We start from the raw sequence: 20500 nt of genomic DNA on the forward strand, positions 1-20500 counted from the left end.
GGAATAAGCGACGCCTCCCCTCACAGGGGATTCCCCTTTAGGGGAGACGCCCCGGAGCTTGTGACGAAGCCAACAAAGTTAGACGATTGAAGGCGGCTTCGTATCAATAATATGCCTCTTTTACCGGATTAACATAATAAGAATATGTATCGTTTCTGAATTTCTCTGCTGCCTCTTTGTTTATAAGTTTATTATTTGTCATCTCGGCCAACGCCTGAGTTATAGTTTTCATCCCCCTGTGGGAGCCTGCCGCCATAACAGGTCTGAGAAGATGGAATTCCTCATTAAATAACAAGGCTGATATTACAGGGTCGTTAAGAAGTATTTCAAAAACAGGAATTACTCCTGCAGCATCATTTTTAGGTAAGAGATTTTGCCAGAGAACCGCCTTTAATGTCGTGGAAAGTGTTTTTTTGGCATCTTTCCTATGGCTCTTAGGAAAACAATCTATCATTAATCTGAGAGTTTCGGAAATCCCACCGCCGCCGCCAACCGCTGCTATTACCAAAAGCCCCCTTCCGGAAGCCGCAAGCGAGAGCTTCATTGTTTCATACATCGGAAGGCCGTCTATGGCAAGCACCGAGGCCGCTCCGATGGCATTATCAAATGTTTTTGAAATATCTGAAATTTCCGACAGCCTGACAAACGGCTGCTTTACTATTGAAAGCCAGCTTTTATGATAATACAAGGCAGGCTCCTCAATCACAACAATTCTCCTGTTATAGTTTTTATTTATAAAATCAACATATGAAGCCACTGTGGCACTTTTGCCGGAGTTGTTTTTCCCGATAACCAGTATAAGCCCTGATTGCACCTTTGCAAGGTCCTTGATTATTTGTGGTAAGTCTAAAGCATCTATATCAGGTATTTCCTCAAAAACCGGACTTACCGACAACATATAACCATTGCATCCCAGCGTTACCAGTACTTTAAAACTCCCTGCTTCCTTGCTTTCATAATTAAACCTTGACTCAGTAATTGGTTTTTCCACCTTTATGATTGCACGGCTTATGAGTAAATCAACGATCTCCTCCGTCATTTTTTCATTTAAAGGGGCAATTTTGCCGACTTTGGAAAGAGTGTTTCCAGCTCTGATATATGGGCTGTCGTTAGGGGCCAGATAGAGCACAGAGCCTCTCTGTTCCTTTAAGAGCCTACAAAAAGAATCAAAAGTATCTGTTAGTTTCATTTCTTAAGATTATTGTTAAGCGCCGGCTTGTCTGTTTTTTTCAGGTACCTGCCGATGTATTCATTTTCAAGGAGTTTTTTGTATAAAGGCCCGGAACTTCTGGAGAGAAAATATGCGGAAAGAAGTAAAATTGGAATGCCGGGGATACCAGGTATTATAATACCGATGACACCTGCACCAGCCAGCAGCCCCCCGACAGCCTCATATAACCTGTTTGGTTTGGCATCTGTATTAACATCCAAAACCAGTGATTTTGTTACAGGCATAATGCTGTTGGTTTCAATAGCAGGCAAATTTAAATTAATTATGCTAAGATTTCTTAAAATACATGCCTCGTTAATTAATTGCTCGTCATAATTTATGGCAATACTGCCACAGTTGTTGTTTAAAGAGGTTTCCTTTATGCCCGCTATTGAGAGAATCTTTGTGTTAACAGCCTCAAGCAGGGTTTTATTTGCAATGCAAGCCTCCGACACCACTCTAAGGCGCCCTGGGATGGAATGTTTTACTTCAAAAGGGATGTATATTTCCGCCCCAATCGCACTTAAACTCTCTGCCGGCAGGGTGGCGTTATCAAACATAACAGATGGGCAAGAGGATGCAAAAATGATTTTACTCATTGGTATCTTGTTTTTCGGGGCTTAGATATTGCACTAAGAGCTGTTCGATTACTTTAGTGGATTCATACTGTTTAAATGAGCTGTAGCCGAAAATTAACAGAACAAGCCACGCAGGGGTTGGAAGCGCAGGGGCTAAAAGAAGTGTTAACACACCGGCGGAAAACGTTGTTTTAGAAATCATAGTGTCTTTTTTAAACACATCTGTGCTTATATCCCATCCTCGCTTTTGTAAGTAGTTTGTAGCAATTTTATCATCTTTGATAATTACTTCTATTCCATCACTTTCACCAAAACACAAAGCATTTAGTATTTCGTAGTAAGTGTTGGTAAAATTTGGCAGTGACATTATAAAAACAATTTGATTGCTGAGTTTTGAAATTAAGTTGTCAACATCGCTGACGTTGTCGTCAAAAAAAAGAGTAACAGATGAGGCATATTGATTAAGGGCGGCTTTTTTTATCTCTTTTACTCTTTTAAGGGCGGCATTCAAAAAGATAAAAAACACCCGCATATCCATATCGGTTTTAATCCTCAGTCTGAGGCGCCCCCGTATGTAATGAGCCGTTACGAGTTCAAACTCTGCAGTCATTTTGGGTTGGCCTTTGCTTGTGCTTCTTTAATCTTCTCGAGCTCATATTCGGCTTTGCTCTCTGCCGCTATATCTTTAAATTCCTCATACGAGTGCCCTAAAGATGAGAGAACCGCATCTTTCACAGAATAAAAAACTTTTATTAAACTTTTAATAAAAGCCTTGTTTGGTACCATTTTTGTGAAAAAAACTACAACAAGCCCCCCAACAATACCTGCTATTATGTATCCCATAGTATGACTTTACCCGCCTTTATTGTTATTTCCACCTTATTGTTATGTTGTTTTCTTCCTGATTTTTTTATGTATTTGTTTCTTTTGAAGCTGCTTTTGTTTTTCCGTGTCTGATATTATCACCCTTTCTTTTGGCTCTATTACATCTTCTTTTGGCTCTATTACATCAAGAATCTCCAGCAGTGAGATGTCTTTATGGTCATAACACAGGGTAAGACTGTTGCAGGACTTATTAGTTGAGACACTGGAAATCCTCTTGTCAGCACAAAAAAGACTGTTTAGCTTTTCCAGAGTCCCTTCCTTTTTTAAATCAGGGATCCTGAGCCTTACCCTGCCACGTATATGGTGTACAACCTCGCACTTAGACACTTCTGTATATATCTCCCTGTACAGTACAGCCGGTTTTAGTATTACGCTTTGACCTTTGCCTCTGCTTTTGCGGCTTTTACAGATTCATACTCAGCCTTGCTCTCCGCCATAATGTCCTTTAAAGATTCCAGGGTCTCTCCGCCGCCGGATGTAACGGTATCTGCAATAGAGTACCCTATCTTTATTACTCCCTTGAGGGCATCCCTCATGAAACTCGATTTACCTGCTACATAAACTACCGCTCCACCAAATACTCCAGCCAATATCTCTTCCATACCATCCTCCTGTTATTGAATATTTTATACATAGTATAGCCTGCAACAAGCAGAGTTAGCAAGTGCTATTTTAACGCCCTTTAAGTTTCATTCTTATTATTGGTTTCATACCGTTTAAACACGCAACAATGGCAGAGCCGTTGCTGATAAGAGTGCTAAAGACGGGAGATATCAAATTAAAAGCGGCAAGGGCATAAGCCACCACATTAAGCCCTCCCGTTATGGTGTAGTTTTCTTTGATAAGTGTTATTGTTTCCTTGCTTATTTCAAAGGCTTTAGGTATTTTACTAAGATTGTCATCAAGTAAAATTACCCCGGCAGTCTCTTTTGTAATATCAGCGCCTCCTTTTACAGATATTCCTATATCTGCATACGAAAGTGCCACTGAGTCATTTATTCCATCCCCAACGAAAGCCACTATCTTGCCCTTATTCTTTAAATCAATCACAACCTCAGCCTTTTGCTCAGGAAGCACCTCTGCAATACACTGGTCTATTCCCAGCATTTTTGCAACCGGATAGGCCACTTTTTTTACATCTCCGGTAAGCATTATTACATTTTTAACTCCCACGCGGTGGAGGTCGTCTATCATTGCTTTGGCTTCTTTACGTATCTGGTCTCTGAAAGAAATAATGCCGCCAAGTTTTCCGTCTAATGAAACATACAGTGCCGCTTTGCCATCATCAATAAACCTATCTGTGATGTTAGCAATATCATCACCTATGGGAATGGAGTTTTCCTGAAGCAGCCTCAGGCTTCCGACAAGTACGTTTTTGCCGTTTATCCATGCATCCACTCCGCGCCCGACACAGTACTGAACCATATCCCGTTTTTTTAGTGCGATGTGTTTATGCTCGGCATGTCTTACCACAGCCTCGGCTATCGGGTGTGTCATCTGAAGCTCGGCTGTTGCAGCATACGAAATGATTTCTTCCTCTTCGTAGCCGTTAAATCCGATAACATCCTCCACTTTAATCACACCGGTTGTAAGTGTGCCGGTTTTATCAAATATTATTGTGTCGGTTTTATATAGCTTTTCGAGATAACTTCCACCTTTTATTAAAATTCCGTGCGAGGTAGCTGAAATCATGCAAGATAACACCGCAGTCGGGGCCGACACCCTCACACCGGTACCGAAGTCCACGGTAAGAAGCGCAGCAAGATGGTGTAGATTTAATGTTGTCGCAAAAATTAAACCGGTTGTTATCAGTGAGGGGGTCACAATTCTGTCTGCAAACTTTTCAGCGTGGTTTTGTATTTTAGTTTCATAAATCGGAGCCTCCTCCACCATTTTAACCACCTGCGCCACTTTTGTGTCATCTCCCGTTCTGATTACTCTTACGTAAGCTTTGCCGTCTTTTATCACGGTTGCAGCAAGCACGGTGTCTCCAACCTCTTTATGCACTGGGAATGACTCACCGGTCAGTACCTGCTGATCTACAATGATTTCACCCTCAGTAATCCGCCCGTCAACCGGAATAAGGTTTCCAACGTTTAAGGAGACTATTTCGCCTACATTAATATCCTTAACCCGCACCTTTACCTCAACATCGCCCCTTACCACCCATGCGTAGTTTTCCTGAAAATCAAGGAGTTTTCTAATGGTTCGCTGCGAGCTTGATGCTGTAAGGTCACGGATATAGTCGCCAAGGTGAATAAGCCAGACCATTGCAGAGGCATTTATAACGTCTCCGGTCAGCATACCCACAGTAAGAGCTGAAGCATCAAGAAAATCAACGTTTAGTCTGTGCTCATTTTTTATACACTTATACGCCCGTTTGTAAACCGGAACGGAGATATATAAAAGCACCGGATAGACTATGGCAAGAGCAAGCGGTGGAATGCCTCCAAGAACAATGCTTAAACCCATAGCAGCTGAGGACCACTTAAAAAATGCAAGCGAGATGTCCTTGTCCTCGGTTTTTACAAGAGCCGGCTCGGTTTTTAATTTCACGAGGTCGGAAAGAGTCAGCACAGAAACTGAGGACACAATTATTTCCGGCTTTACGGCATCCTTATCATAGAGGACGGTAAAGCTCCCACAGTAGTGGTTAACGCTTACGTCTGTTACACCGGGTTGTTTTTTCAGGTAATTGCCAAGGGTTGCACTTAAATCCTTATATGAAGCCAAAAGTGAGATACTTAAACGAATCCGGCCTGTTATTGAGTGTTTTATCTCACACTTAAGCTGCAGCTTAAGCAAAGAGCTGTTAATCTCTAATAAGGCTGAAGAATTCTGATGGATCGTTTTCTTATATTCCTCAAGACTGATTATGTTAGATGTAACTGCTGAATTAATGGTCGTTGGGCTTCTAAAATACCTTACCGGGGCTTTATCCAGAGCCATTTGGTCAAAATCACCATCAGTTTTTGGCAGCGTGTCCATTAAACCTCCAATAAATATTTATCTACAGATACAAGATATAATGCTTAAAAAATAAAGAAATAAGCAATGCCTAAAATTATATATAATGCCAGCAGTTGCACGCCTTCCATCCAGTGGGTCTCCCCGTCAGCCGATATAAAATTGACTAATAAGACGGAAAAAGCTATGGAGAGGGTCTCAAGGGGAGTAAAAGCCAGATCCATAGGAGCGGGGCCTATAAAGTAACTGATAAAAACCAGAATGGGAGCCAGAAACATGGCTACCTGAGAGCTTGAGCCGATGGCGATTGAAACAGAAACATCCATCTTGTTTTTAAGCGCCATGATGATTGCTGTACTATGTTCTGCGGCGTTACCAACTAAGGCAACAACAATGACTCCGACAAATACCTCGTTCATTCCCAGTGATTTAGTTGCCGACTCAAGTGATTTAACCAGAAACTCACTCATAAAACTTATACCGACAGTTGCAGCTAAAAGCACAGACAGGGCTTTTTTAGTGCTCCATACACCATTAGTTTCATGCTCCCCTGTTTCTCCATTCCCGACTCCGTAGAGGTGCTTGTGGCTTTTTAGTGAAAACACCAGGCTCAACACATATGTAATAAACAGCACTATAGCAATAGCAAGACTTAACTTCATGTTCAGACTGTCCACCCGTACTTTCCCCATAGAATGGTCACTAAGCAGTGAATAAATAACGGCAGGAACCACAAGACCGGAGGCGCTGAGAATCAGCATAGTGGAGTTAAGGTTGGCGGCGGTTGAATTAAATTTCAGATTTTTAACTTTTATCCCGCCGGCAAAGAAACTAAGACCAAGGACAAGCAAAATATTGCCGATTATCGAGCCTGTTATGGATGCTTTAACAACGTTATACATTCCCTCTTTGATAGCAATTATGGCAATAATCAACTCTGCTGCATTTCCAAATGTAGCATTAAGAAATCCACCGATACCGGCCCCAAGTTTTTCAGTCAGGTGTTCGGTGGCCCGTCCCATGATAGAGGCAAGCGGAATTATGGCAATCGCAGATGTAGCAAAAATCGCCGTTGCGTTTGCGTGTGTTAATTCCAGAAAAACAGCAATTGGAATGAAAATCAAAAAAAAGTCTAATACAGCAATTTCAAAATTTCCTATTTTCATAAATACTCCCCTGTTATTATATTAATATGTTAAAACCACTTAAGCATCCATCCAAGATAAAACACATAGATGAGTAAAAACATGGCACCCTCAAATTTTGACGGTTTTTTGTCAATAATGACAAAGGTAAAAATTATAGAGGCAAATGCCATCATGGGCAGTCCCTTACCGATAGTGTCCTCAGCAACCAAAAGCACACCTGGGTTTGGTGTAAAATAACTAAACAGCGAGGCAACACCGACTACAGAGAAAAAGTTAAAAATCCCTGACCCTACGACATTACCCAGAGCAACGTCCAGCTTGCCCTTTCCGGCAAACTTGTAGGAAATCATCAGTTCCGGTAAAGAGGATGCAATAGCTACCGCTGTACCGGCAATAACCCCTTCATTTATGTGAAATATCTTAGCTATTTCATTAATGTAATCGACAGTCCATTCGCCTCCAAAGTAGAGCATTACGGAGCTGACGGCAAGGAGTACGTATGTAAAAGCCGTGGCAGGGGCTGCCTCGTCCTCACCTTCCTCCTCAGTCTCCGGATTGGGCTTTCTTGAAAACACCGACCAGATGTAGATAGCGACTCCGAAAAGAGAAAGGATTCCGTCAGCAGCTTTATAGTGGCCGTCGTGAGTCATAAAAATAAAAAGAGCTGTTGCGGATATAAAAAATGGAATATCTAAATTTATAAGATTGATTTTTACATATTCACCTTTAAAAAATAGAAAGGCAACTCCGAGCACTAAAAAAGTGTTTGTAATGTTTGAGCCTATGACGCTACCGGCAACAATTCCTGAAGTTCCCTTTAAAACGGCAAAAACAGACGCTATCATCTCAGGCAGGCACGTGCCAACGGAGATTATCACCGCTCCGATAACAAAACCGGGTAGTTTAAGGGTTTTACCGATACGTTCGGCACAATATGTAAACTTATCCGCCCCAAATATTAAAAGAGCCAGCCCTGTAGCAAGCATGGTAAAAACAAAGACAATGCTGTGTTCCATCTATATATAAACCTCCAATGCTTAATGCAGTAGTCTAATTTACACAAGTAATGTGACATTAGTCAAGAAGAGGTAAACTGTAATTACTTATAAACGCCTGCTGCCACAATACAGCCCGAAATCTTTGACACAAACGTATAACAGACGTATAATCGGGCACTTTGTCAAATCGAGTGGGTAAAAACCAGCGATGACAGAGAACCCTCTAACGGAGTCAGCTGCACGGCATTTTATTTTAAATTGATGCAAATCATTTGTCAGATTTTTATTGCGGCCCTTTGCACTTATTAACTAAACGTATGTTAAGATAACCCTTATCAAAATATAGGAAGGAATATACAATTAATAAAAAACTTGAAGCGTTAATGCCGGTTGTTGCTGTTGTTTTTCTTTTTTTGGGCTTACTGACGGCAAAGTTTTCTCATACTGTTAGCTCTCATGTTGCATCCTGGCTTTCAACACTTATTGATTATTATAAATATGCATCTCCTTTTATAATTTTTTTCGTTTTAACTTACTCGCTTTCTTATATTTTTAAAAAAAGCAGAGGGGAGTTTGCAGTTCAAACGATTTTCTTCTTTTTGAAGACCAGAGTGCTGGCTTGTATATGGGCTATAGCCTTTATATCGCTTTGTCTGAAGTTACCACTTCTGCCGGAAACTTTTCATGGCTCTTTCAGTGATTTTGAAAACTCAGCCATTACTTTACTGTTGTCATTGTCTCAGAATACGTTTTCTTACGCAATACTATTGGCTGTTTTAGCGGCTCTGCTTTCAAACAAATTTAGCGTCATTTATGAAATTGTAAGCGTACCTTTTACGTTGATTGAGAAATTTGGCAATATTCTTTTCCCGTTGATACCGGTTTTTATGTTTATGGTTGGAGTTTACATATATTACCTGCCAAATGAGGTGAATGATTTAATGTTAAAAGGAGGTACAAATGCTATAAAATTCGATAATTTTAAAGTATTTGGCCTGTCGTTTTCATCTAATAGTCCACGGGGATTATTCGGTATCTATATAGTTATTTCAACATTGGTGGGATTTGGGAGTTTGCTGTGGCACATGGGATTTGTACTTTTTGTAAGGAAATTTGTAACCAGCTTTTCTATAAAACACTATTTTTCTAATTACTGGATACAAATGTATCCTTTTTTGTTTGCCACAGCCTCAGAGTCGTTATCAATGCCGCTTAATCTTATTTTAGTAAAAAAGCATTTCCCTGAAATAAATAAAACGATAAAAGACTTTACTGTTTCTATTGGAAGTTATATCGGTATTAATGGAACGACAATATGTGTTTTTGTAATGGCTGCTGCTGTGGCAAAATTGGTCGGGGTTGAACTTTCTTTTGTTGAACTTTTAATAAGTATCCCTGTTGTAATTATTATAGGGCTTGGGGTGCCCGGTATCCCCGGAGAATTGCTGCTTTTTGGAGCTCCTCTGGCAGCCTTCTATAATCTGCCTGATTCCGTCTCTACCGTGTTTATAACAATATTTGTAGGATTACAGTTAGGGCTGCCGGATTCATTCCGAACTGGGGTTAACTCCACAGACAACAGCCTTGTCTGCATTTATCTAAATTCAATTTATAAAGAAAGAAACATCTAAGTACTTTTTTGCCTCACCATCTCATACAGGCATATAGCCGCCGATATTGAAACGTTCAGACTTTCGGTTTTGCCCGACATCGGTATCATAGTCTGTACAGTGGATTTATTAATTAAAGTGCTGCTAACCCCTTCCGACTCCTGTCCTAAAACCAGTGCAAATGGAGGCTTTAATACGGCCTCAAATAGTGGTACTCCGCCATTAACTACTGTGGTAATTAGTTTTAAACCGGTGTTGGTAATCCATTTCAAAAATTCATCCATACCGGCTTTGATAACATTAATGTTAAATACACACCCTGCCGAAGCTCTTATGGCCTTTGAGCTAAAGGGATCAGCCGTGCCGGGTAAAATAATAACTCCGCTGACTCCAAAGCCCTCTGCCGTTCGTATTATAGTTCCCACATTGCCAGGGTCTTTTACGCCGTCAAAGACTACATATACGGAGTCAGTGGCAGGATAGAGATTGAAAGTGTTGCTTTCATATATTTTGAAAAGAGAAGCTATTCCCTGCGGAGATTCTGTATCGGAGAGTTTATTCATAACCGGCACGGATACCTCGTAAATATCGGCTCCCTTTTTTGATAACCCTCTTATGAGGGACAGATTAACCGTGTTATTTAAAAACTCTGATGTAACGAAAACCCTCAGTGGTATAGCGCTTGAGAGAAGCGCCGTCTCAGTTGCCCGTTTACCCTCGACAAAGACAGAATCCATTTGTTCGGGCTTTTTTCTTTGCCGCCGGAGCACTGCGTCTTTTACTTTTTCGTTTTGTACAGACGTTATTATGTCTTTTATTTTGATTTGCGGCATCAGATTATCTCTGTCTCTCAAAAACAATTTTCATCGTTTTTTTGAAGTCAAATCAGGCTTTTGAAAAAAGGATTATAAGGGTTAGCAATCTTTAATGGACTTTCAGGCTTGTTGTGTCTGACAGGTGGATTGACAGGTAGATTAACAGATTTAGCTGGGCGGGTTGGTCTCTTTGGAATTGGGAGTGTATAAAAAACAATAAAACGTTTCTCAAATAAACTTAAAATATCTTCCTTGTTATGGAACCTGTTTAATACAGCATTGCAGTAGTCCATTACACAGAGTGCACCCTTAAATTGTTTTTCAATGTCTTTATCAGAAAACCTTTGTGATTTCATTTCAATAAATAGCATTATTCCCTGATTTCCAACTCTTGTCAATAGTACATAGTCACACCTCTTGAGTTGGCCTTTATTAGATTTAAATAATGTTTTTGGTTCCTCATACCCGTCAAGTTTGATAAGAACAGAGTTCTCGGGAATGTCGGAAATTTCGACTTTTTTCAATTTTGTTTCAGTACCACTTTCTTTGAGCACGGCAAACAGTTTCCCGTTTTTCATTCCAAATTGTACCAATATGTTATTAACGATAAGATCATTGAACACACTCAGGTCATTATTCATTCAGAATCACCCCCACCAAAGTAGATAGCCTCCTGGATACGGTTCATTTCGTTTATAGTCGTATCAAAGCTCCTTACCTCAATTCCAAGCTCAGGATCAATATCAGCTGGTACAAATGTTAAGCATTTAGACCTCCTGCTACATCCATCAATATTAACCAAAGCCTCCTCTGCAATATAAACCCTAACCTTATATGGGGAAATCATCTCCTCTTTTTTATAACCCTCTGACTCCATAATATGTTTTAAGTGTGTTTTATCGTGATTTAGCATTATCAGAGTGTTTAGTTCCTTAATAATGTAATCGCTATGTGTGGTTAAAAATACTTTGATACCAGTGTTTACCAATCTGGCCAACAAACGTGCGACTCGTCTCTGATTTTCGGGGTGAAGGTTTAGTTCCGGCTCATCTATCATCAGAAGATCATTTTCTTTAGCAACATGTCTCAGGTAAAACCCAATATCCAGCAAAGAACGGACGGCACTGGAGCTTGCATCCATCGTAAGTTTTAACCGTTTGTTTACCTTTGGAATAAAAAACAACTCTTCGTTTTTGGTCACAGAGTAACTGCCTCCGATAATATTACCAAAATCCGACAATATATCTGGATGCTGCCTTGTTATAAAACTATCTTTTTTTGAAATTTCCTCCAACTGACGTGTAAAATCTACATTGTCCTTTACCGGCAAAGGGTAGTCGGAATATGCCTTTGTAAGTAAATCAAAAGGATCTATTTCTATTCCTTTACTACTTATCTCCTCAAGAATACGATTTCGGGCAAAATTAAGTTCTTTTCTGAAAATAGCCGCACCGGTTCGTTCAGCACTTGCAATAAACACGTTTGGAAAAAGACTGCTAAATAAGATTTCTTTGACGGCATCGCCTATTATTTGAGAAATGATCTGGGAAGGCACCTTTACATCATCTTTGTCAACAAGTAAAGAAATGAGAAATTTGGAATCATCAGCTTGTTTTGAGATTGCAAACAATTTATTATTAGAACTACTGATTGTTCTTTCAAATGATTTTTTTAGATTTACATCATTTACATCTATGTTAATAAGAAATGAGGCGTCTGAAAAGTTTTTTTCTGAAGATGCAAAAACATTTGGAAGATGTTTTATATAGTCAAGGCAGCCTTGTTTTACAATATCAGGGGCTTTTCTGACAAAATACTCTAAATCAATATCAGCAGCCCCATCTTTCATAAGTCTTTCCACAAATTCTGCAGGAATATCTATTTTGAAAACACTTCTCCAAAACGAAAGAAATCCAAAAAGCGCATACGTGGCATAAGTCTTTCCGGTATTATTTTTTCCACAAATAATCGTCAAATCTCCAAGCTCAAATTCAGCTTGTCTAAGCACACCTAAATTTTTTACCTTTATTTTCATAATTTACTCCCGACTCTCAAAAACTATAATTATGTTGCAAGCTTACAACCGGCTTCCGGCAACAACGGCTTAACCGTTACTCACTGAGTAATATTCTAACATTTTTATTACGTAAGTGCATAATCGTTACAGAAACACGGAATCCGATATAATATTTAAATAATTCAAACAATGACACTAACTATGTTATACTGTGATACGGTTATAAAATAACATTTTAGGAGGCCGGCCAATGAAGAAAACTGCATTTATATATGACGATATTTTTTTAAAACACGAAATGCCGGACTTTCACCCTGAATCAAGTGAAAGGCTGGTGGCAATAGTAAAAGAGCTGAAGAGCTCTGATGTTTGGAAATCATTAATCCATCTTGAACCGGAGAAAGCCTCAATAAGCGACTTAGAGGCCATACACACAGACTCGTACATTTCACGTCTTCAGCAAATTACCAGAGGCTATCTGGATCCGGATACTTTCATGTCGGAAAACACCCTTGAAGCGGCACTGTATGCTGCAGGCGCCATAATTACCGCCGTTAGAAAGTGTAAGACAGGTGAAATCGAGCGGGCCTTCTGTGCCGTCAGACCTCCCGGGCATCATGCCGAGAACAGCAAAGCTATGGGGTTTTGCATTTTTAATAACGTTGCCGTCGGAGCCAGGTTTGCACAAAGACAGGGCTATAAAAAAGTCTTTATTGTTGATTTTGATGTTCACCACGGCAACGGCACTCAACACAGTTTTTATAACGATGACACGGTGTTTTACTTCAGCTCTCATCAGTATCCTCACTATCCTGGAACAGGAGCCGCATCAGAGACCGGTTCCGGCAAGGGAAAAGGGTTTACCTATAACGTCCCATTAAATTACGGTGCAGGGGATAAAGAAATGCATGAGGCTTATAACGTTAAACTCCGTGAACTTGTGGAATCGTTTTCACCGGATATAATGCTTGTCTCTTCAGGCTATGATATACACAAAAAGGATCCGTTGGCAGGGTTTGCAGTAACCGATGACGGTATCAGAGATATAGTAAGGGGAATCCTGAGCGCTAAAAAGAATATACCCGTAATATTTACCCTTGAGGGAGGCTACAGCCTTGAGGCTCTCGCCTCCTCTGTTACTATAACAATTGAGGAGTTGTTAAATTACGAATAAGTAAAAGTTACCAAGTAGCAGTCAAAAGAGTAACGAGGCGGCTGGGAGAAAGCGACACATTAATACGCCCCTGAGCTTTTGACGAAGCCAACGAACTTAGACGATTGAATGCAACTTGGTATAACACTTTTTTGAGCTTAGCCTCTACAGTTATCTTGGATATATTGATGAATCCTATCCAATCAGCTTTGATACAGCATGTGCAAACTCCTCCGGTTCGATAGGCTTATCTAAAAAAATATCCGGCAGCACGGGGATACCAGCTAATTTTAACTCTCCCTTTCTAAATTGCTCCATTATCCCCTCCCGGTCTATGAGTAACATCTTGCGGAAGGAGCGGAATTTTAAGAAAAATTTCTCTATTTTGCTGTCAGGATTACCTAACAATGTCTCCATCTGTTTGAGGTTTTCCACATTGTCAAGCTCCTCAGAGGCCTGTTCGATGAAGTTCTTGATTGCACTTAACATTATTATGGGAGTGTTTCTTAAATCATTATCCATTCTTAATTTTTGTAATAGGCCAATGCCGGTTTTTCTCGGCATCATTATATCTGTTACGATAAGGTCCGGTTTTTCATCTATAGCCTTCTCTAAGCCCTCCACGCCGTCTGAGGCAACACTAACTTGATAACCATTTTCTTTAAGAACAAAAGATAGATACTCCCTTGTGTCTTCCTCATCATCCACAACCAAAACTCGTTTACTCATAATATCCCTCCATGTTTAACATAGGCTTATCTGTTTAAGTGTAAATTTTAAAGTGAAAAATGTCAATGACTTTCGGGAAAAAGTTGACAAAAACCTCATTTTTTTGTTTTTCTATACTCAGTATGGGTACTGTGGGGGATTTGAATTAATGTTAATAATATGTCCGCAATGTAATATAAGATTTGAGGTTGAGAAGTCCGGCATACCAAAGGACTTTTGTTGTTTATGCGGTAAGACCATGATAATAAAGCCTTCTGTGTTTTTACGCAAAGTCACCTCGGAACCAAAAATGATGGATTGTCCCGAATGCGGCTACACACATGACTTAAATAAGTGCCGCCACGGCACTGAAATTTACTGTAGCTGCTGCAAAACAATAATAGAAGTCGTTAACTTAAAAAAAGAATATCACGGCAGACGCAAAGCCGACCAGAAACTTTACCTCAAGGATATGGAATTGCTGGGACTAATTGAGACCTCACATCTTATCCACTCCTCAACCCGCGACCTGAACAAGCTGCTCCTTATGATAGTGAAAGTTACCAATGCAATGATGGCGGTAGAGGGAACCAGCATTATATTGATAGAAAAAGGGGCTAAGGAATTAGTGTTTCATTCCATCTGCGGTGTTAAGGCATCTAAGCTCATAAATTTCAGGATAAAGTGGGGAGAGGGAATTGTAGGGCAGTGTATCTTACATGAGAAACCGATAATTGTAAACGATGTTATGAAAGACACGAATTTCTGTAACCAAGCTGATGACGCAAGCGGATTCCTTACACGTTCCACGTTGTGCGTGCCTCTTATGGTGGACAATAAGTGCATGGGGGCACTGCAAATGGTTAACAAAAAAAGCCCGGGCGGGTTTGACGATTATGATAAACTACTGTCCTCTTCCATTGCATCTCAGGTAGCAATTGCAATGCAGAATTTCCAGTTGATAGAGGAATCGTTAAACGCCGAACGAATGGCAAGCATTGGAATGGCAATAACAGGAATTTCCCATTGTGTAAAAAACATGTTAAACGGCCTCAAGGGTGGTATGTATATCCTGAATTCTGAAATCAAAAAACTCGATACTAAAGGAGGCTTAAAAGGCTACTATATGCTGGAAAAAAACATAGACCGGTTAACCGACCTCGTAAACGACATGCTGACATATTCAAAAGACCGCCGGCCTGAGTATTCAAAGACAAATGTAAACGATATTGCAGAGTCCATTGTTCATCTGATGGAGTCAAAGGCACAGGAACTGGGTCTAAAAATAGTATTTCATCGTGAAGATAGTATACATGAAATCATGATTGATCAAAAAGGCATTTACCGTTGTGTGTTAAACCTGGTGTCTAACGCACTTGAGGCCTCTGCCAACAAAAAAGGTGCTGCTGTGGAGGTTATCACAAAACAACAGGGAAACGAAATCCTGATAAGCATAAAAGATGAAGGGTGTGGGATAGATAAAAAAACCCTTAAAAATATGTTTAAACCATTTTTCAGTACCAAGGGCTCCAAAGGAACCGGCCTGGGTCTTTCCGTGACACAGAAGATAGTCAATGAAACCGGTGGACGAATCGAGGTGCTCTCGGAAGTCGGCAAAGGAAGCACATTTAATATATATTTGCCAAAGAAGACTCCTTAGTTTTTAATTTTTATTAAAGCGTTGATGTTGACAATGGAGATGTAAAAAATTTATTTTATATTATGTGGTATGTGAGAATAAAAGACGTAATGGTAAGCAGAAGAGGTACAGATGATGTTTGAAAAGTTTACAGAAAGAGGCAGAAAGGTAATAATATATGCAAAGGAGGAGGCGGAGAACAGGCAAAACGATTATCTGGGAACAGAGCACCTGCTTTTGGCAGTCCTCAGGGATAAGGACGGTTTGCCGGTAACAATATTACGTAAAATGGGGTTGGCAACCGATGAAATACGCATTGAGGTGGAGAGGAATCTGCCGGCCGGCTCAAATCTGCTCACCTTTGGTGAAATACCATTTACACCACGGGCAAAAAAGGTGCTTGAACTCTCTGTTGAAGAGGCACGTTTACTTGGCCATAACTACATAGGAAGTGAGCATCTTCTTTTAGGGCTGATACGGGAAGACGAGGGAATAGGTGGTAAGATTCTCAGAAGCCTTGGTGCAAACCTCCTTGGAGCAAGGCAACTGACTATAAACCTTTCTATGAGAAGCCAGACCTTTGCAAAGTTAAAGAAAGGCAATACACCGGCTTTGAATGAATTTGGCAGAGACCTGACACAGATGGCAGCTGAGGGCACACTGGACCCTGTAATAGGCCGTGAGGACGAAATAGAGAGAATTTTGCAGGTTTTGGGCAGAAGGATAAAAAATAATCCTGCCGTGGTAGGTGAACCCGGCGTAGGAAAAACGGCGGTAGTTGAGGGGCTTGCCCAAAAAATCAACTCCGGCGATATCCCTGAAAATCTTATGGGAAAGAGGATAATATCGCTTGATTTAGGCGCTCTGATAGCTGGTACCAAGTACAGGGGGCAGTTTGAAGAACGGCTCAAAATCATAATGAAAGAAATAAAGCAATCAGACAATATAATCCTCTTTATAGATGAGCTGCATACACTAATTGGAGCAGGGGCTGCCGAGGGCTCGGTAGATGCTTCCAGTATGCTTAAGCCGGCTCTGTCAAGAGGCGAGATACAGTGCATCGGGGCTACCACATCCAACGAATTTAGAAAATATATAGAAAAAGACGGAGCCCTTGAACGGCGTTTTCAACCGATTTTCATACAGCCACCCTCTGTTGATGATACAATAAAAATATTGAGCGGTTTAAAGAGCCGGTATGAGTCTCATCACGGTGTAAAAATAACCGGGGCAGCTATTGCTGCTGCTGCAAAACTATCCGATCTCTATATTACCGACAGAAACCTTCCCGATAAAGCCATAGATGTCATAGATGAGACCGGTTCAAGGATAAAATTAAAACGTTTCACCCCTCCTGTGGAATTGAAGGATATTGAAAAGGACCTTGAAAGGCTGTACAAGGAAAAGTCACTGTACATAAAGTTAAACGATATAGAGAGGGCTGCCGCCATAAGGGGCGAGGAGGAAAAACACAAAAAACTTCATTTCATAGTCCAGAAGAAATGGCAGGAAAACCTCAGTAGGGAAGTCTCCCTGTTGGCAGAAGATGACATAGCATATACGGTTTCCAAAATGACCGGCATACCCCTTTCACGACTTGAGGAGGAGGAAACTCAACGCCTTTTGCACATGGAAGAGGAAATCCACAAAAGGATTATATCGCAAAACGACGCTATTAGTGCCGTGTGCAGAGCAATACGACGCTCAAGGGCAGGGATAAAGAACAGAAAGAAACCGGTTGGGTCTTTTTTCTTTCTTGGGCCCACAGGGGTTGGCAAGACCGAATTGGCCAAGGCACTGGCAGAGTTTTTGTTTAACGATGAGAAGGCTTTGATAAAGCTGGATATGTCTGAGTACATGGAGAGGTTTAATGTTTCCCGGCTGACAGGCGCCCCACCTGGCTATATTGGATATGACGACGGTGGGCAGTTAACCGAAAAGGTCAGAAAAAAACCCTACTCAGTAGTATTGTTTGATGAGCTGGAGAAAGCCCACTATGATGTGTTTAACGTGTTGCTTCAGATACTGGATGAGGGCACTCTTACCGACAATTATGGCAGAAGAGTGGACTTCAAAAACACTGTTATCATTATGACTTCAAACCTGGGCGCAAGGTTAATAGAAAAAGCTACTCCATTGGGATTCCGGAGAAATGAAAAATCCAGCGTTTATGCCAAAATAAAAGACAATGTTCTTGATGAGCTGAAAAAAACTTTTAACCCGGAGTTTCTCAACCGGATAGATGAGACAGTGGTGTTTCATCCGCTTGAAAAGGAGGACTTATACTCAATTTTGGATTTACTCATAGATGAGACTAATAAGCAGCTCATTGAGCAGGATCTGGCCATAGAGCTTGATGACAGTGTCAAGGACTGGTTAATAGAGAAGTACTATCAACCGGCATACGGGGCAAGACCTATGAGAAGGGCAATTCAAAAAGAGATAGACGATCAGCTCTCAGAGGAAATCCTCAGGGGTAGATTTAAGGACGTCCGCAAAATAAAGATTGTGTTACGTGACAATACCCCGGTTTTTACAGAGGCGGATGAACTGGAATATATATCTGTGGATTTAGGCGCAGTTAATTAATGATAAATCAACAACAGAGGTAAAGACAGGTAAATGAAAACATCAAAGGCATTGATATTAGGGGTGATGATAGTAGCTGCAGTTGTAGTCTTACAACTTGGCAGGAATAAGGGAATGGTGGTGAATTTAAACTCCGTAGAGGGGACGGCTGTACCGGCCTTTACACTTACCGATTCCAGTGGTAAAACAGTTAACTATGAGTCATTTAAAGGGAAACCGTTAATTCTTAACTTTTGGGCGACATGGTGTCCAGCCTGCAAGGATGAAATTCCGTCGTTACAGAGTTTTTATAATGAGCAAAAAACAACCCAAAATATAAACATCGTTACTGTTTTGTATAAGGATGATATATCATCGGCACAGAAATACATGAAAAAGTATAATTATGACTTTCCTGTATATACTGATTCCGGTAACACAAGCGCCCGTTCATTGGGGTTAACAGGGGTGCCTGAGACGTATCTGATAGATAAAAACGGTGTTCTGGTAAGACGGATATTGGGCCCGATTGATTGGCAATCTGCATCAGGTAAGCAGTTGCTTAGTGAACTTCTAAGCCGGGGATAATTGACAGTGCCACCATCCGGTGAATCGGAGGTGGGGGTTTTATTTGCAGGCCTGCTCTATGCCGATGAGCACTACCTTACGCAGGCAAAGGATTTACTGATAGGCCGCCTCGGAACAATTTTGATGGAATCTGAAGAAACCCCGTGGGACCATTCAGCCTACTATACCGGAGAACTGGGAACTCCTATAAAAAGACGTTTTATTTTTTTTAATAATCTAATAAATACTGGATTGATTGCAGATATTAAGTTAAAAACCATCGCCATAGAAAAAGATATCTCAATTGCAGGTACAAGAAAAATAAACATAGACCCTGGATATTTAACACTTGCCAAAGTGGTGCTCCCTACAACTAAAAACCGCTCACACAGAATATATCTAAAAAACGGTATCTACGCAGAGACAACATTAATTTATATCGGCGACAATTACAGACCCCATCTTTTCACATATACGGATTTTACAAACGAGGCTACCCTTGAGCTTTTGAACAAAGTGCGTAAGATTTATAAAAATAAATTGCTTGGAAGATAAAGTATTACTTTAATGGATATTCTTTGCTTAGGCTCACTTATAATGAATTCAATTTCATACCGATTTAACCGTAATATTTCTCTTCTTTAAATTTTTAAATCGGGTTGTTTAGAGCCAGGAATTTAACCTGATTTCTACCCATTGCCTTTGCTTCGTAAAGTGCTTTATCTGCTGTTTCTATCAACACAGAAGCACTGACTTTTACAGGAGGTGCTACTGTTGAAACTCCCATACTCATGGTAACATGTTTTGCCGCATCTGAGAATTCATGTGGTATTTGCAGATTTCTCACAGCATCAAGTAGCCGGTGCGCAACCTTCAAGCCGCCGGCTGAATCAGTATCCGGCAGCACACAAACAAACTCCTCTCCACCATAACGTGCAACAATATCCGATGTCCTTGGCATAGCGCTCTTTAGCGCACACGCTACTGATTTCAAACACTCATCCCCGGCACCGTGGCCATAGTTATCGTTATATCGTTTGAAAAAGTCCACATCCATTAATATAAGAGATAAAGGAGCCCTTCTCCTTCCTGTGGCATTCCATTGAAATCCAAAAAACTCCTCAAATTTCCTGCGGTTTGGGATGCCGGTCAGTCCGTCCTCCCAGGCCATCGCCTCACATGTATCCCTGTAGAGTTTTAATTCAAGATGAGTGCGTACTCTGGCAACTACAACAGGAGGTGAAAATGGTTTTGTTATATAATCAACCGCTCCCGCCTCAAATCCGGTTGTTTCATTTTCTGTTTCACTTAACGCTGTTATGAAAATAACCGGAATACCGTTGGTGTCTATATTTTTCTTAATCCTGCGGCATACTTCATATCCATCCATCTCCGGCATTAATACATCCAGAAGGATTAAGTCTATATCATTATCAATTTGGTTCAAACGTTTCAGAGCTTGTTCTCCGCTTTTAGCGATAACGATCCGATATTTTCCACTTAGCAGATTAACAAGAACGTCTATGTTGTTTTTTTCGTCATCTACAATAAGAATTGTCGGACGCTTCTGTTCCACCGCGTTTACCTCACATCTTTTAGTGCTGTTGCTATTGTGTTTTTAATATCATACATAGAGG

General features: G+C 40.6%; 20 protein-coding genes. 6 read left to right on the top strand and 14 right to left on the bottom strand.

Features of this window, described 5'->3' with window-relative positions; genetic code table 11:
- Positions 1-103: 103 nt before the first annotated feature.
- The 9 genes from H7844_08040 to H7844_08080 form a co-directional block, all read right to left on the bottom strand.
- Entirely contained in the window at positions 104-1129 is a 1026-nt protein-coding gene (locus H7844_08040; protein MEO5357233.1) for a type IV pilus twitching motility protein PilT, read from the bottom strand.
- Between the two features lie 56 nt (positions 1130-1185).
- The gene (locus tag H7844_08045) at positions 1186-1809 is read right to left on the bottom strand and encodes a DUF454 family protein (GenBank protein MEO5357234.1); all 624 of its coding nucleotides are present in this window, start codon (positions 1807-1809) and stop codon (positions 1186-1188) included.
- Positions 1802-2398, bottom strand: coding sequence for a hypothetical protein (locus H7844_08050; protein ID MEO5357235.1), 597 nt, complete (start codon positions 2396-2398; stop codon positions 1802-1804). Before H7844_08050 ends, H7844_08045 begins: the two co-directional genes overlap by 8 nt.
- The gene (locus tag H7844_08055) at positions 2395-2631 is read right to left on the bottom strand and encodes a hypothetical protein (GenBank protein ID MEO5357236.1); all 237 of its coding nucleotides are present in this window, start codon (positions 2629-2631) and stop codon (positions 2395-2397) included. The genes H7844_08050 and H7844_08055 overlap by 4 nt, the downstream gene beginning before the upstream one ends.
- Positions 2632-2673: 42 nt before the next feature.
- Positions 2674-3000, bottom strand: a complete 327-nt coding sequence (locus tag H7844_08060; GenBank protein ID MEO5357237.1) for a hypothetical protein — start codon at positions 2998-3000, stop codon at positions 2674-2676.
- Between the two features lie 41 nt (positions 3001-3041).
- Positions 3042-3275, bottom strand: a complete 234-nt coding sequence (locus tag H7844_08065) for a hypothetical protein (GenBank protein ID MEO5357238.1) — start codon at positions 3273-3275, stop codon at positions 3042-3044.
- A gap of 70 nt (positions 3276-3345) precedes the next feature.
- The gene (locus H7844_08070; GenBank protein ID MEO5357239.1) at positions 3346-5661 is read right to left on the bottom strand and encodes a heavy metal translocating P-type ATPase; all 2316 of its coding nucleotides are present in this window, start codon (positions 5659-5661) and stop codon (positions 3346-3348) included.
- A gap of 44 nt (positions 5662-5705) precedes the next feature.
- Positions 5706-6806 (bottom strand): calcium/proton exchanger, encoded by a 1101-nt coding sequence (gene cax / locus H7844_08075; protein MEO5357240.1) that lies wholly within the window; start codon positions 6804-6806, stop codon positions 5706-5708.
- A gap of 29 nt (positions 6807-6835) precedes the next feature.
- The gene (locus H7844_08080) at positions 6836-7804 is read right to left on the bottom strand and encodes a sodium:calcium antiporter (protein ID MEO5357241.1); all 969 of its coding nucleotides are present in this window, start codon (positions 7802-7804) and stop codon (positions 6836-6838) included.
- Positions 7805-8169: 365 nt separating this feature from the next.
- Here H7844_08080 and H7844_08085 point away from each other — a divergent pair, with 365 nt between their 5' ends.
- Positions 8170-9417, top strand: a complete 1248-nt coding sequence (locus H7844_08085; GenBank protein MEO5357242.1) for a cation:dicarboxylase symporter family transporter — start codon at positions 8170-8172, stop codon at positions 9415-9417.
- Here the strand turns inward: H7844_08085 and H7844_08090 are convergent.
- The 3 genes from H7844_08090 to H7844_08100 are packed head-to-tail and all read right to left on the bottom strand — an operon-like array spanning position 9414 to position 12246.
- Positions 9414-10229: an RNA methyltransferase gene (locus H7844_08090; GenBank protein MEO5357243.1), complete on the bottom strand. Its 816-nt coding sequence runs from the start codon at positions 10227-10229 to the stop codon at positions 9414-9416. The genes H7844_08085 and H7844_08090 overlap by 4 nt on opposite strands.
- A gap of 47 nt (positions 10230-10276) precedes the next feature.
- A complete protein-coding gene (locus H7844_08095) occupies positions 10277-10852 on the bottom strand; it encodes a hypothetical protein (GenBank protein MEO5357244.1) in 576 nt (191 codons plus the stop codon).
- Positions 10849-12246 (bottom strand): ATP-binding protein, encoded by a 1398-nt coding sequence (locus H7844_08100; GenBank protein MEO5357245.1) that lies wholly within the window; start codon positions 12244-12246, stop codon positions 10849-10851. The genes H7844_08095 and H7844_08100 overlap by 4 nt, the downstream gene beginning before the upstream one ends.
- Before the next feature lie 232 nt (positions 12247-12478).
- On the opposite strand from H7844_08100, the gene H7844_08105 reads away from it, so the two are divergent.
- Complete coding sequence (locus H7844_08105; GenBank protein MEO5357246.1) at positions 12479-13402, top strand: histone deacetylase; 924 nt, start codon at positions 12479-12481, stop codon at positions 13400-13402.
- A gap of 174 nt (positions 13403-13576) precedes the next feature.
- On the opposite strand, the gene H7844_08110 is transcribed toward H7844_08105, so the two are convergent.
- Positions 13577-14110 carry a response regulator gene (locus H7844_08110; GenBank protein ID MEO5357247.1) on the bottom strand — a complete coding sequence of 178 codons (534 nt, stop codon included), beginning with the start codon at positions 14108-14110 and terminating at the stop codon, positions 13577-13579.
- A gap of 148 nt (positions 14111-14258) precedes the next feature.
- Here H7844_08110 and H7844_08115 point away from each other — a divergent pair, with 148 nt between their 5' ends.
- The 4 genes from H7844_08115 (at position 14259) to H7844_08130 (ending at position 19418) form a co-directional block, all read left to right on the top strand.
- Positions 14259-15749, top strand: a complete 1491-nt coding sequence (locus H7844_08115; GenBank protein MEO5357248.1) for a GAF domain-containing sensor histidine kinase — start codon at positions 14259-14261, stop codon at positions 15747-15749.
- A 114-nt stretch (positions 15750-15863) separates the two neighbouring features.
- A complete protein-coding gene (locus H7844_08120; protein MEO5357249.1) occupies positions 15864-18317 on the top strand; it encodes an ATP-dependent Clp protease ATP-binding subunit in 2454 nt (817 codons plus the stop codon).
- Between the two features lie 33 nt (positions 18318-18350).
- On the top strand, positions 18351-18884 hold the full coding sequence (locus H7844_08125; protein ID MEO5357250.1) for a TlpA family protein disulfide reductase: 534 nt from the start codon (positions 18351-18353) through the stop codon (positions 18882-18884).
- Between the two features lie 6 nt (positions 18885-18890).
- Positions 18891-19418, top strand: a complete 528-nt coding sequence (locus H7844_08130) for a DUF4416 family protein (protein MEO5357251.1) — start codon at positions 18891-18893, stop codon at positions 19416-19418.
- A gap of 94 nt (positions 19419-19512) precedes the next feature.
- Here the strand turns inward: H7844_08130 and H7844_08135 are convergent, their stop codons facing one another.
- Complete coding sequence (locus tag H7844_08135; protein ID MEO5357252.1) at positions 19513-20439, bottom strand: PleD family two-component system response regulator; 927 nt, start codon at positions 20437-20439, stop codon at positions 19513-19515.
- Between the last annotated feature and the right edge of the window lie 61 nt (positions 20440-20500).

This window comes from Nitrospirae bacterium YQR-1 (assembly GCA_039908095.1).
Classification (GTDB): domain Bacteria; phylum Nitrospirota; class Thermodesulfovibrionia; order Thermodesulfovibrionales; family Magnetobacteriaceae; genus Magnetomonas.